The 14,155-nt window shown below is 33.2% G+C and carries 12 protein-coding genes; 10 read left to right on the top strand and 2 right to left on the bottom strand.

The features are described 5' to 3' along the window. Window positions 1–74: 74 nt before the first annotated feature. The 7 genes from hisD (at window position 75) to hisIE (ending at window position 6,929) form a co-directional block, all read left to right on the top strand. A complete protein-coding gene (gene hisD, locus ACFSC2_RS20540) occupies window positions 75–1,373 on the top strand; it encodes a histidinol dehydrogenase (RefSeq protein WP_379812876.1) in 1,299 nt (432 codons plus the stop codon). A gap of 82 nt (window positions 1,374–1,455) precedes the next feature. Then, on the top strand, window positions 1,456–2,505 hold the full coding sequence (gene hisC, locus ACFSC2_RS20535) for a histidinol-phosphate transaminase (RefSeq protein ID WP_379812875.1): 1,050 nt from the start codon (window positions 1,456–1,458) through the stop codon (window positions 2,503–2,505). A gap of 178 nt (window positions 2,506–2,683) precedes the next feature. Further along, complete coding sequence (gene hisB / locus ACFSC2_RS20530) at window positions 2,684–3,820, top strand: bifunctional histidinol-phosphatase/imidazoleglycerol-phosphate dehydratase HisB (RefSeq protein WP_379812874.1); 1,137 nt, start codon at window positions 2,684–2,686, stop codon at window positions 3,818–3,820. Between the two features lie 159 nt (window positions 3,821–3,979). After that, on the top strand, window positions 3,980–4,561 hold the full coding sequence (gene hisH, locus ACFSC2_RS20525) for an imidazole glycerol phosphate synthase subunit HisH (protein WP_379812873.1): 582 nt from the start codon (window positions 3,980–3,982) through the stop codon (window positions 4,559–4,561). A gap of 89 nt (window positions 4,562–4,650) precedes the next feature. Beyond that, on the top strand, window positions 4,651–5,376 hold the full coding sequence (gene hisA, locus ACFSC2_RS20520) for a 1-(5-phosphoribosyl)-5-[(5-phosphoribosylamino)methylideneamino]imidazole-4-carboxamide isomerase (protein WP_379812872.1): 726 nt from the start codon (window positions 4,651–4,653) through the stop codon (window positions 5,374–5,376). A 115-nt stretch (window positions 5,377–5,491) separates the two neighbouring features. Next, complete coding sequence (gene hisF / locus ACFSC2_RS20515; protein ID WP_379812871.1) at window positions 5,492–6,247, top strand: imidazole glycerol phosphate synthase subunit HisF; 756 nt, start codon at window positions 5,492–5,494, stop codon at window positions 6,245–6,247. Window positions 6,248–6,332: 85 nt separating this feature from the next. Further along, the gene (gene hisIE, locus ACFSC2_RS20510) at window positions 6,333–6,929 is read left to right on the top strand and encodes a bifunctional phosphoribosyl-AMP cyclohydrolase/phosphoribosyl-ATP diphosphatase HisIE (RefSeq protein ID WP_379812870.1); all 597 of its coding nucleotides are present in this window, start codon (window positions 6,333–6,335) and stop codon (window positions 6,927–6,929) included. 89 nt (window positions 6,930–7,018) lie between these two features. Here the strand turns inward: hisIE and ACFSC2_RS20505 are convergent, their stop codons facing one another. Beyond that, the gene (locus ACFSC2_RS20505; RefSeq protein WP_379812869.1) at window positions 7,019–7,717 is read right to left on the bottom strand and encodes a carbohydrate-binding family 9-like protein; all 699 of its coding nucleotides are present in this window, start codon (window positions 7,715–7,717) and stop codon (window positions 7,019–7,021) included. Between the two features lie 162 nt (window positions 7,718–7,879). On the opposite strand from ACFSC2_RS20505, the gene ACFSC2_RS20500 reads away from it, so the two are divergent. Beyond that, window positions 7,880–9,535, top strand: a complete 1,656-nt coding sequence (locus tag ACFSC2_RS20500) for a M1 family metallopeptidase (RefSeq protein WP_379812868.1) — start codon at window positions 7,880–7,882, stop codon at window positions 9,533–9,535. A gap of 503 nt (window positions 9,536–10,038) precedes the next feature. Here ACFSC2_RS20500 and ACFSC2_RS20495 read toward each other — a convergent pair. Next, window positions 10,039–11,583, bottom strand: a complete 1,545-nt coding sequence (locus ACFSC2_RS20495) for a hypothetical protein (protein ID WP_379812867.1) — start codon at window positions 11,581–11,583, stop codon at window positions 10,039–10,041. 155 nt (window positions 11,584–11,738) lie between these two features. Here ACFSC2_RS20495 and ACFSC2_RS20490 point away from each other — a divergent pair, with 155 nt between their 5' ends. After that, window positions 11,739–12,914 carry a 2-isopropylmalate synthase gene (locus ACFSC2_RS20490; protein WP_379812866.1) on the top strand — a complete coding sequence of 392 codons (1,176 nt, stop codon included), beginning with the start codon at window positions 11,739–11,741 and terminating at the stop codon, window positions 12,912–12,914. A 50-nt stretch (window positions 12,915–12,964) separates the two neighbouring features. Continuing rightward, window positions 12,965–14,083: a 3-isopropylmalate dehydrogenase gene (gene leuB, locus ACFSC2_RS20485; protein WP_379812865.1), complete on the top strand. Its 1,119-nt coding sequence runs from the start codon at window positions 12,965–12,967 to the stop codon at window positions 14,081–14,083. Window positions 14,084–14,155 lie beyond the last annotated feature (72 nt).

Here is a 14,155-nt window from a genome sequence, read left to right as displayed (position 1 = left end):
GTCCTTTGCGTTAAATTTTTAGACAAAGAATTGGAATTTGGGATTTAAAGCTTTGGAATTTAATATGAAATATTATGAATAAAATAGACAATCCAAAACAAGATACTTGGTCAGAAATACTAAAAAGGCCAACAAAAACCATTGATGACATTGAAGTTACGGTAAAAGAAATCTTCAAAGAAGTTCAGAAAAAGGGGGATGAAGCCGTAGCAAAATATACTTCAATTTTTGACGGAATTACTCTTGATGATTATGAAGTTACGTCAGAAGAAATTCACGAAGCCGTAAATTCAATTTCAAGCGAATTAAAAGAAGCAATTCAATTAGCAAAAAATAATATTTATAAATTTCACGCTGCTCAAAAAACAGATAGAGTTGAAATTGAAACAATTGAAGGTGTAAACTGCTGGCAGGAAAAAAGACCGATTCAGAAAATTGGCTTGTATATCCCAGGCGGAACGGCGCCTTTATTTTCAACCGTTTTAATGCTTGCTGTTCCTGCTGAAATTGCAGGCTGCAAAGAAATCGTATTGTGTTCGCCACCAGATAAAAAAGGAAAAATTAATCCAGCGATTTTATACGCTGCTAATTTATGCGGCGTAACTAAAATCCTGAAAGTTGGCGGCATTCAGGCTATTGCAGGAATGACTTTCGGAACAAAATCAATTCCGCAGGTTTACAAGATTTTCGGACCTGGAAATCAATTTGTAACGGTAGCAAAACAATTGGCAACACAATTTGGAGTTGCTATTGATATGCCGGCTGGACCTTCAGAATTATTAATTGTAGCCGACAATACTGCGGTTCCTGCTTTTGTAGCTTCAGATTTATTGTCTCAAGCCGAACACGGAACTGATAGTCAGGTAATTTTGGTCTCGACTTCAAAAAAGTTAATTGATGAAGTAGAAAAGGAAATTCAAATTCAGATCGAAGAACTTCCAAGAAAAGAAATTGCTAAAAAAGCAATAGAAAATTCAAAATTGATTTTTGTTGAAAATGATCAAATCGCTTTAGATTTAATCAATGATTACGGTCCAGAACACTTTATTATCAATTCAGAATTTGATGATTTTTACTGCAACGGAATCGTAAATGCGGGCTCGATTTTCATCGGAAATTATACGCCGGAAAGCGCTGGAGATTACGCATCAGGAACTAATCACACATTGCCGACAAACGGTTACGCTAAAAATTACAGCGGTGTAAATCTAGACAGTTTTATGAAATCGATGACCTTTCAAAAAATAACACAAAAAGGAATTCAAAACATCGGTAAAGCAATAGAATTGATGGCCGAAGCCGAAGGTTTGCAGGCACATAAAAATGCTGTGACATTACGTCTGCAATCCTGCGAGGTTTCCAAAACCTCGTAGGTTTAAATCGATTTGTGATTTTTAGTTTAAATTAATAATACCTACGAGGTTTTGGAAACCTCGCAGGAATAAAAATAAAACAATGAGTATCTTCGATATAAATACAATAACACGTGAAAACGTAAAATCTTTAAAGCCATATTCGTCTGCACGAGATGAGTTTGAAGATTTTGACACCGCCGAAATGATTTTTTTGGATGCCAATGAAAATCCGTTTCAAAATGGCGTAAACCGTTATCCAGATCCACAGCAAATGTCTGTAAAAGCGATTTTGGCTAAAAATAATTTGGTAAAACAAAGTCAGATTTTATTAGGAAACGGAAGTGATGAAGTCTTAGACCTGCTTTTCAGAGCATTTTGCGAACCAAAAACGGATAATATTATTTCGCTTCCACCAACATATGGTATGTACAGCGTTTTGGCAAATATAAATAATGTAGAAAACAGAGAAGTTTTGCTTTCTACAGATTTTCAGCCACAAGTTGAAAAGATTTTGGAAGCGGTTGATGAAAACACTAAAATCATCTTTTTATGTTCGCCAAATAACCCGACAGGAAATTCTTTTTCTGATGAAAGCGTGGTGAAACTGCTTCAAAACTTTAATGGTTTGGTTGTAATTGATGAAGCTTATATTGATTTTTCGGACAAAGAAAGCTGGCTGACAGAAATTGATGAATATCCGAATTTGATTATTACGCAGACGCTTTCTAAGGCTTATGGTTTGGCAGGAATTCGTTTGGGAATTTGTTATGCATCTGAAGTGGTTATTTCAATTTTAAATAAAATTAAACCGCCTTATAATGTAAACGAATTGACGCAGCAAAGAGCAATTGAACGTTTAAAAGATTCAGATAAAATAAAAAGTGAAATTTCTTCTATTATTGAGCAAAGAGAAGAGTTACTTAAAGTTTTACTTGAAATTGATTTTGTTGAAAAAGTTTATCCAACGGAAGCAAATTTTATCTTAGCTAAAGTAGATGATGCTAACAAAAGATACGATCAGTTAATTAAGAAAGGAATCGTAATTCGCAACAGAACAACGCAACCTTTATGCGAAAACTGTCTTCGTTTTACCATCGGAACAAAAGAGGAAAATGCGTTTGTAATTAAAGAATTGAAATCGTTGAGTTAAAAAAAAGATATAGCCACAGATTATAGAGATTAAAAGGATTTTTACTCTGTTTGTGTATAATTCTTTTGCCATTAATTACACAAATGTACACGAATTAAATTAGTGAAATTTGTGTAATTCGTGGCAAAAAGAAAAATCCTTTAAATCAGTGTAATCTGTGGCAGAACAAAAAAATATTATGAAAAAAGTACTTTTTATAGATCGTGACGGAACTATTGTTCTGGAACCTGAAAATTACCAATTAGACAGTTTAGATAAATTAGAGTTTTATCCAAAAGCCTTTCAATATTTAGCAAAAATTGCATCTGAATTGGATTATGAATTAGCAATGGTAACCAATCAGGACGGATTAGGGACAGATAGTTTTCCTGAAAATACGTTCTGGCCAACGCAGAATTTCATTCTTAAAGCCTTTGAAAATGAAGGAGTAAAGTTTGACGAGATTTTTGTAGATCGTTCTTTTCCAGAAGAAAATGCGCCAACACGCAAACCAAGAACCGGAATGCTGACGAAATATTTAAACAATCCAGCGTACGATTTAGCAAATTCATTTGTTTTAGGAGATCGTTTAACAGATGTAGAATTGGCTAAAAATCTTGGTGCTAAAGCCATTTTCATGAATAATACGGATGGAATTGGAAGCAATGAAATTTCGTCTAAACGTGAGGAATTAAACGGAACAATCGTTTTACAATCAATGGATTGGAAAACAATTTATGAGTTTTTGAAATTAGAAGCGCGTTCTGCATCGATTACCAGAAAAACAAACGAAACTGATATTTTTATCAATTTAAATCTTGACGGAACAGGAAAAAGTAAAATCGAAACCGGAATTGCATTTTTCGATCATATGTTGGATCAAATCGCACGTCATGGCCAAATGGATTTAGAAATTTTGGTGAAAGGAGATTTAGAAGTTGACGAACATCATACAATCGAAGACACAGCGATTGCTCTCGGCGAAGTTTTCGCGAAAGCGTTAGGAAACAAATTAGGAATCGAGCGTTACGGATTCTGTCTTCCGATGGATGATTGTTTAGCACAGGCTGCAATTGACTTTGGAGGAAGAAACTGGCTGGTTTGGGAAACGGAATTCAAACGTGAAATGGTTGGTAAAATGCCAACAGAAATGTTTTACCATTTCTTCAAATCATTTACAGACGGCGCAAAAGCGAACTTAAACATAAAAGCAGAAGGAATCAACGAGCATCATAAAATTGAAGCGATTTTTAAAGCTTTCGCGAAAGCGATAAAAGTCGCGGTAAAACGTGATACCGAAAAAATGATTTTGCCTAGTACAAAGGGTATGTTGTAAAAAGTTTAACCGCAAAGCTCGCAAAGATTTGCGCAAAGCACACAAGTTTTTCTGCGTTCTTAGCGTAGTACCTTGCGAACATTGCGGTCAAATAAAAAGTATTAATGATTTTATGTTGAAGAGAAATCTAAAATCTAAAGTCTAAAATCTAAAATAATTTTGAAAATAGTTATCATAAATTATGGCGCAGGAAACATTCAGAGCATTATGTTTGCTATTGAAAGATTAGGTTTTAAAGCCGTTTTGAGTAATAATCCGGAAGAAATTCAATCAGCAGATAAAGTGATTTTTCCTGGTGTGGGCGAGGCAAGTTCTGCAATGACCAAACTTCAAGAAAGCGGTTTGGATAATTTGATTCCGCAATTGGAACAGCCTGTTTTAGGAATTTGTCTTGGAATGCAGTTAATGTGTAATTCTACAGAAGAAGGAAATGCAAAAGGTTTAGGGATTTTTGATGTTGATGTAATTAAATTTACTCAAAACGTAAAAGTGCCTCAAATGGGCTGGAATCAGATTTATGATTTAAAGTCGGATTTATTTAAAGGTATTTCAGAAAATGAATTTATGTATTTGGTTCACAGTTTTTACGCGCCAGATTGCGAATATGCGGTTGCTAAAACCAATTATGATATTGAATATGCATCAGCTTTACAAAAAGATAATTTTTACGGAACTCAGTTTCACCCAGAAAAAAGCGGAGATGTTGGTGAGAAAATCCTTGGAAACTTTTTGAAAATGTAAAATTCAATTTCAATATCAAAAATCAATCAAATATCAATCTTCAGTTTTAGAATCTAAAATCTAAAATCAGAAATCTAAAATATCAAAACATGAGAATAATACCAGCCATAGATATCATTGAAGGAAAATGCGTTCGTTTGTCCAAAGGTGATTATGACACCAAAATCATTTACAATGAAAATCCATTGGAAGTGGCGAAATCATTTGAAGCGCACGGAATCGAGTATTTACATTTAGTAGATCTTGATGGCGCAAAATCAAGCAAAATTGTCAATTATAAAATCTTAGAGCTAATCGCAACGCAAACGAGTTTAAAAATTGATTTTGGAGGCGGATTAAAATCGGATGATGATTTGAGAATTGCTTTTGAAAGTGGTGCCAATCAAATTACAGGCGGCAGTATTGCCGTAAAAAACAGATCAATTTTCGAAATATGGATTTCAGAATACGGAACTGAAAAAATCATTTTAGGAGCCGACGCAAAAGACGAAAAAATTGCAGTTTCGGGCTGGTTAGAAGAATCAAATGAAGATTTAATTCCGTTTATTCAAGACTATCAATCAAAAGGAATTCAATATGTAATTTGTACCGATATTGCAAAAGATGGAATGTTGCAAGGTCCAAGTTTTGATTTGTATAGCAAAATTTTAGCGGAAGCAAACGGAATAAAATTAATCGCTTCTGGAGGAATTTCAACTTTCGACGAATTACCAAAATTAGCGGAATTAGGCTGTGAAGGAACGATTATAGGAAAAGCAATTTACGAAGGAAGAATAACGCTGAAACAACTGGAGAACTATATAATTAGTAAATAAAACAATTGAGGTAATGTGTCAATTAGAAAATTAGTCAATTATGTAACATATGATTAAAATTATCTAATTATCTCATTTTCAAATTATCTAATTGTGCAATTGACACATTAAAAAAATGTTAGCAAAAAGAATCATACCTTGTTTAGATATAAAAAACGGAAGAACCGTAAAAGGCGTAAATTTTGTAGATTTACGTGACGCGGGAGATCCTGTAGAATTGGCAGCAATTTATTCTGCTGAAGGAGCAGATGAATTGGTTTTTCTAGATATCTCGGCAACCGAAGAAAGACGTAAAACGCTTGTAAATATGGTACGGAGCGTTGCAGAAAAAATTAATATTCCGTTTACAGTCGGCGGCGGCATTTCGTCTGTAGAAGATGTAGAAATCCTTTTGAATAATGGGGCAGATAAAGTTTCGATCAATTCATCGGCAGTAAAAAATCCGCAGTTGATTAATGATTTGGCTCAGAAATTTGGAAGTCAGTGCGTTGTTGTGGCAATTGATGCTAAACAAATTGACGGACAATGGATTGTTCATTTAGTTGGCGGAAAAGTTCCAACCGAATTAAATCTTTTCGATTGGGCTGTTGAAGTTGCAGAGCGTGGCGCTGGCGAGATTTTATTCACATCAATGGACAACGACGGAACTAAAAACGGATTCGCAAATGAGGCTTTGGCTAAATTATCAACTTTAATTAATATTCCGATTATTGCTTCTGGTGGAGCAGGGAATATAAAGCATTTCGTTGATTCATTTAAAGAAGGAAAAGCAGATGCAGCTTTAGCAGCAAGTGTTTTTCATTTTAAAGAAATTGAAATTAAAGTTTTAAAGCAAGAACTTAGAAATAACGGAATTGAAGTAAGGTTGTAAAATTCCAATTACAATATCAAAAATCAATCAAAATATCAATATTTTCAGTTTTTAAAAATCTGAAATTTAAACTCTAAAATCTAAAATGGACATAGATATCAAAAGCGCACACGGATTAATTCCGGCAATAATTCAGGATTCAGAAACTAAAAACGTTCTGATGCTGGGTTATATGAACGAAGAATCGCTTCAAAAAACAATAGAAACTCAAAAGGTAACTTTTTTTAGCCGTTCCAAACAAAGACTTTGGACAAAAGGGGAGGAAAGCGGTAATTTTTTAAATTTAGTTAGTATAAAAAATGATTGCGATGGCGATACACTTTTGATTCAAGCAAGACCTGTTGGCCCAACGTGTCACACGGGTGCAGATACTTGTTGGCAGGAACCAAATGATGCTAGTTACGGTTTTATTTCTCATTTAGAAAACACAATCAAAACCAGAAGAGAAAATGCTGATTCTGAACAAAGTTACGTAGCTTCTTTGTTCGCAAAAGGAATCAATAAAATCGCTCAGAAAGTTGGAGAAGAAGCTGTAGAAGTAGTTATAGAATCTAAAGATGATAACGACGATTTATTCCTTAGCGAAAGCGCCGATTTGTTATTTCACTATCTAATTCTTTTACAAGCCAAAGGTTATCAATTAAATGACGTTGTAGAAGTTTTGAAGAAGCGTCAGAAGTAGAGGGGGGTAGTTTTTTTAGTTTCAGGTTTCAAGTTTCACGTTCGCTACAGAACTTGAAACCTGAAACCTGAAACCTGAAACAATTCAACCTACTCCACAAACTCAAAAACAGCAAATTCTTTTGGTTGGTGAAAACCAAAAACAGCACTCTTATAAGGTTGTAAGGCAAGGTATTCGGTGGTGTTACCGTAATCAATTCTAAAAGCATTTCCTTTCCATTTTGTTCCTGCTTTTGGTTTTGCAAAATGACCATTTTCTATTTTTTCTAAACTCGAAAACGGGATTTTGATTTCGACAATGTACCCTTCGGTAGTAGTTTTACTGATGGCTTTAATTCCTTTAATATCAAAATCCATTGCCATATTCCAGCCTCCGCATTCAGGAGAAATACATTTTAAAAGGACATCATAATAAGTAGAAAAGGCATTTACGCCGACTTCTAGATAATTCTTTCCGTCTCCGTCTGGATCAAGGAAAATTTCTGCAAGATCATCAGTCTCAAAAATCTTTGAATCTTTTTTTTGCTGTGATCCTAGTATTTGAGAATCTTGACATTTGTAAGCCAAGTAGAGATTTTCGTCATTCCACGAAAGTGAAACAAAAGTTTCCTGAGTTGCTTTTCCGCTGGTGTTATGAATCAAAAATGGACCAAGAAAAGGATTTTTCCAATCAGATAAATTTCCATCAATTGTAATTTCAGATTTTACCTTATAAACAGGAAAAGTTTGAGCGTTCAGTTTTAAAATAGAAATCAATAAACAAATAGAGAATAAAAATTTTGGCTTCATATAAGATAACTGATTTTAAAACTGCTAAAATAGAGAACTTTATGAACTTTAACATTAAAACCAATAAATCAAAAATGTTAATTTCTTAAAAAATTGACGGGATTGTTTACATTTGTTCTGTTTCAATACTTTAAAAATACATCTTTTTTAAAATTATAAATAATGAAAAAATATTTTGGCAGTGCTTTTATTGCTCTTTTAGTTGGTCTAAATACTAATGCTCAAGGGCTTTTAAATAAGTCAGAAACCGTTTTTACACATCAGGACACTTTACGCGGTAGTATTACAAAAGAAAGAGCTTGGTGGGATTTAAAATATTATCATTTGGATATTAAAGTTAATCCGTCTGAGAAAACTATTACGGGTTTTAATACCGTTCGTTACACTGTTTTAACAGAAAACAATATAATGCAGATTGATTTGCAGGAGCCGATGAATATTACGAAAGTAACTCAAAATGGCAAAGATTTGAAGTTTGAAAGAGATGGAAATGCTTTCTTTATTACTTTGAATGAAAAACAAAAAGTTGGTGATACTAAAGAAATTGTAATTTCTTTTGGAGGAAAACCTAAAGAAGCAGTAAGAGCGCCTTGGGATGGAGGACTTTCTTGGAAAAAAGATAAAAATGGAAAAGATTTTATTGCAACATCTTGTCAGGGTTTAGGCGCGAGTGTTTGGTGGCCGTGTAAAGACCATATGTATGATGAAGTAGAAAATATGTTGATTAGTGTGAATGTTCCTGGAGATTTGACAGATGTTTCTAACGGAAGATTACAAAGCGTTAAGAAAGAAAAAGACGGAACTAAAACCTTTAATTGGTATGTTGCCAACCCAATTAATAATTATGGTGTCAATATTAATATCGGAGATTATGTAAATTTCTCTGAAGTTTTTAAAGGAGAAAAAGGAGATTTAGATTGTAACTATTATGTTTTAAAAGACAATCTGGCTTTGGCAAAAGAACATTTTAAAGATGCTCCAAAAATGCTCAAAGCTTTTGAAGATTGGTTCGGACCTTATCCTTTTTATGAAGACAGCTATAAATTGGTAGAAGTTCCGTATTTAGGAATGGAGCATCAGAGCTCTGTGACGTATGGGAATCAATATAAAAAAGGATATTTAGGACGTGATTTAAGCGGCACTGGCTGGGGATTAAAGTTTGATTTTATCATCATTCACGAATCTGGACACGAATGGTTTGCCAACAACATTACCTATAAAGATATTGCAGATATGTGGATTCATGAGAGCTTTACCAATTACTCGGAAAGTCTTTTTGTAGAATATTATTATGGAAAAGAGGCCGGTGCAGAATATGTAAGAGGTGTTAGAAAAAACATTCAGAATGACAAACCAATTATCGGGCATTATGATGTAAATAATGAGGGATCTGGAGATATGTATCCAAAAGGAGCAAATATGCTTCATACGATTCGTCAGGTTATTAATGATGATGCAAAATGGAAATCGATTTTAAGAGGTTTAAATAAAACTTTTTATCATCAAACCGTAACTTCAAAACAAATTGAGGATTATATCAACGAACAATCTGGAATTAACTTTAATAGAGTTTACGCGCAATATTTAACAACAACTAAAATTCCGGTTTTTGAATACATGTTTAAAAATGGAACTTTGGGCTATCACTGGACAAATTGCGTTTCTAAGTTTGATATGCCTGTAAAAGTTACAATTAACGGACAGGAAACTTGGTTAAAACCAACAACAGAATGGCAGTCGGTAAAAACAACAAATGAAGATAGAAAGCTTGAAGTAGATAAAAACTTCTATGTGACGATGTCTAATATTGTAGAATAAAGTTTTTTAAACCCCACTATAAAAATCTCAAATTCCAAGTTGTTGGAGTTTGGGATTTTTTTTAAAATTCTGTTTTTGTGTATGTTAATTTTAATTATTGTACGAATAGTATGATTTTATTTCTTTAATTTAGATTATAAATATTTTATAATCAATTGATTAAAGCGTAATCCGAAAAGCTTAAGAGTAGGAATAATTCAAACTATTACAACAATGAAAAACTTAAAAAACCTAAAAAACATTGAAACATTAAGCAGAGACACCCAAAAAAACATTTTGGAGGCGGGCTTCCGTATGTAAATCCAACAATTGGTTTATGCGATCGATTATGTGGTGAAGCTGGAGGTGTGCTTTCAAACACTCCAGGAAGAGGGGATGTTTGTCTTGCAGGAACATCAACTTGCTGTTATTGCAGATAAAATTTCACACCATTAAAAAAGCGCTAGAACATAATGCTTTAGCGCTTTTGTTTTGGAATTTTAAAAAATTGGAATTTAAATTATTTATCTACTATTTAATTTTGCTTTTTCTCTAATAATATCAGCAATTTTTCGGTTTTCAATTTTGCTTTCAAGCCACGAAATAATATCCAGATAAAGAAAAGCTCTCTTTTCATAAGTACTTTTTTCAAGTTCTACAAAACGGGCGTGCATTTTTTTGAATTCATTTTTGATATCAGCAGGATAAAAGTTGTTCAGGTTTCTTAAGAACTTAATAATTTCCTTTTGAACTTCATGCAAGTCGTTCATTTTAATCAAAAACTTATAGGTGCTTTTTAGGTGATTTTCTAAGTAATAATCTTTACCTATTTCATAATGCGCGATCAAAGATAAAAGTCGTGCAAAACACATTAAATCTTCTCGCATCGTTAAGTTCTTGTTATTGATGATTTTATCTAAATATAAAATACATTCATTATACTTTTCATTTCCAAAATAAATAGAAGCAATTTTGTAGAAAAACAACATTTCGTGATGTTCATCTAAATGATCACTGTGAATTTTTAATTTGTCTAAAATTTCAGGAATCAAATATTCGCTTTCTGCGAAAGTTCCTTCCAGAATATGCAGGTTTAGTTTGTTGTTATAAACATATAGAAAGGAAAGCGATGCAATATTATCATTTGCAGGGAATTTTGGATCAGCAATCGTTTCTTCTAACAAATTCAAATACTTCTTGAAATTCGACTTATATTTTAACATGTAAAGTGATTCTAAGAAATAATGATTTCCTTTCAAGAAAAATACAGGATTCAAGTAAATCATATTTGGGTTGTCATAAAATAAAGTCACCCATTTGTAAGCAAATTTATAACTCGCCAAGAAATCCTGAACCAAAAAGCTTCGCCAAAGACTCGCATTGTAAAACCAATACTTTTCTCGGAAGCCAAATTTACTTTCGTCTAGTTTTGCAATATGTCGGTTGAAATAATCGTCTATATATTTGTATTCGGCATCGCTTTTTACATAACCCGTTTTCAGCATGATTCCGTATAACTGTAGCGAAAGATTTGATAATTTACTTGAAATTGTATTTCTGTAGTTTAATTCTTTGGCCTGAATAACCAATTCGTCAGCGCGGCCTTGAATACTTCTGGTAATATATTGCGATTCGATAAGTTTTTCGAACTCTACAATTTCATAAGCCATATATTTTTCGTCATTTTCAAGAGCCTGCTGTTTGGTCTTGTCCAAAATCTTCAAACTCTGCTTGTACAATCCTTTATTATAAAGAATAACAGCAAAATCCATTTGCTCGCGTAATTGATAACGAATGTTTTGGCTGGGAATATTCAAACGAATACTAACCAAAATCTGCTTGTATAGGTATGACTTTAAGTTAGATAACTGTACTTTTTGAATAACGCCGCTTTTTAAAATTAGCTTCTCATCATAGTTTTCAGATTTATCCAAAATATTAAACAATTCGATAAATTTTGTGTTTGAACTCGTCTCTAAACGACTCGCAAAAATTTTAAATTGACGTTTTTCGGATTTTGAAAGTGATTTTATTAGTACAAATAAAAAATCTTTTTGATGGTTAGCCATTGTAAAAAATAATAATATAACTTGTTGAAAATTAAATTGTTATAGTGTTATAAATTGTGTTATGAACAGTATAATTTCATTAAAATGAATTTCGTACTGCGATAGTACAATATATATTTGTTATCAAGATGTGAAATTACATTAAATAAATGAATATGAATAGAGAGAAAGTTCAAATTTTTGACACCACTTTGCGCGATGGCGAGCAAGTTCCAGGATGTAAGTTAGATACTAAACAAAAGTTAGTTATCGCAGAACGACTAGATCAGATGGGAGTTGATATCATCGAGGCAGGCTTTCCTGTGTCAAGTCCAGGCGATTTTTTATCGGTTTCTGAGATTTGCAAAATTGTAGAAAATGCAACCGTCTGCGGATTGACAAGAGCTGTAAAAAATGATATTGATGTTGCTGCTGCGGCATTAAAACATGCAAAAAAACCTAGAATCCACACTGGAATCGGAACGTCAGAATCTCATATCCTCCACAAATTACAAACTACGCCAGAAGATATTATTGCAAGAGCAAAATATGCTGTTGCACACGCAAAATCGTATGTAGAAGACGTTGAGTTTTACGCAGAAGATGCTGGTAGAACAGACAATGCTTTCTTGGCAAAAGTTTGTGAAGAAGTAATTAAATCTGGAGCTACAGTATTAAATATTCCTGATACAACAGGATATTGTCTTCCAGAAGAATACGGAGCAAAAATCAAATATTTAAAAGAAAACGTAAAAGGAATCGAAAATGTAATCCTTTCATGTCACTGTCATAATGATTTAGGAATGGCAACTGCAAACTCAATCGCAGGAGCTATAAATGGAGCAAGACAAATAGAATGTACTATAAATGGTATTGGTGAAAGAGCTGGAAATACAGCACTTGAAGAAGTTGTAATGATTTTTAAACAACATCCTTACTTAAACTTAGATACTAATATCAATACAAAAGAATTAAACGCTATGAGCCGTTTGGTTTCTGAAAGTATGGGGATGATCGTGCAGCCAAACAAAGCAATTGTTGGAGCTAACGCATTTGCACATAGTTCAGGAATTCACCAAGATGGTGTAATTAAAAACAGAGCAACTTACGAAATCATGGATCCGCTTGATGTGGGTGTAAATGAATCGTCTATTATATTGACTGCTAGAAGCGGAAGAGCTGCATTGGCTTACCGTGCAAAAAAAGTGGGTTACGAGCTTACAAAAGTACAATTGGATATTGTATATGTTGAGTTCTTGAAATTTGCTGATATCAAAAAAGAAGTTGTAGACGCTGATATTCATCAAATTATCGAAGCTTCTAAAATCGAAGGAGATTTAATTAGAAGTTAATTAGTAATAAGGAACAATAAAGGATTTAAATACATAAAGAACGAGACGTTATGAATTTGAAAATTGCAGTTTTGCCAGGAGATGGAATTGGGCCTGAAGTTATTTTACAAGCTAAAAAAGCATTGTACGCTATTGCGGAAGTTTATAATCATGAATTTGTTTTTGAAGACGCACTGATGGGAGCTGTTGCGATTGATAAAACAGGGAGTCCTTTACCGGAACAAACCTTAAACCTGTGTTTGAACACAGACGCAGTTTTGCTTGGTGCTATTGGAGATCCAAAATATGATAATAATCCGAGTGCAAAAGTTCGTCCAGAACAAGGTTTGTTAAAACTTCGTAAAGAATTGGGCTTGTTTGCCAATATTCGTCCGATTAAACCATACAAAGCTTTAATTGAGTCTTCTCCATTAAAAAAAGAAATTATTGATGGGGCTGATTTTACAATTTTCAGAGAATTAACAGGCGGTGCTTATTTCGGAACTAAAACGCTGAATGAAGAAGGCACTCACGCTTCAGATTTATGTGAATATACAGAAGAAGAAATTACAAGAATTGCACATTTGGCTTTTAAATCTGCACAAAATCGTCGTAAAAAGCTAACGCTGGTTGACAAAGCAAATGTTTTGGAAACTTCAAGATTATGGAGAAAAGTAGTTCAGAAAGTGAGCGAAAATTATCCAGATGTTAAGCTTGATTTCTTATTTGTAGATAATGCAGCAATGCAGTTGATTTTAAATCCAAAACAATTTGACGTGATTTTGACTGAGAACTTGTTCGGAGATATTTTATCTGATGAAGCAAGTGTAATTACAGGATCTATTGGTTTATTGCCATCAGTTTCTTTAGGAGAAAAACACGCTTTATTTGAACCAATTCACGGATCATATCCGCAGGCAAAAGGAAAAAATATTGCGAATCCGATCGCTTCGATTTTAGCAGCAGCCTTGTTATTAGAACATTTTGGATTAACTAAAGAAGCGAATGTAGTTTTTCTGGCAGTTAAGAAAGCAATTGAATTTAATGTAGTAACTGTTGATTTAAAACCAGATTCTAAATTCGGAACAAATGAAGTAGGGGAGTTCGTTTCTAACTTTATTTTCAGCAAAGATGATCTGTTGTATTTTAATAATGACAACGTTAGTATCGGTCAATCGACAATTGTTTAAGTTTTTTATTAAAATAATGAAATAAATAACAAGAAGTATTGTAAATGTTGAGATTTTATTTTTTTAGTTCTT

The sequence above is a fragment of the Flavobacterium artemisiae genome (genome assembly GCF_042678225.1).
In the GTDB taxonomy this organism is placed as follows: domain Bacteria; phylum Bacteroidota; class Bacteroidia; order Flavobacteriales; family Flavobacteriaceae; genus Flavobacterium; species Flavobacterium artemisiae.
This window is presented reverse-complemented; position numbering and strand designations above follow the sequence as displayed.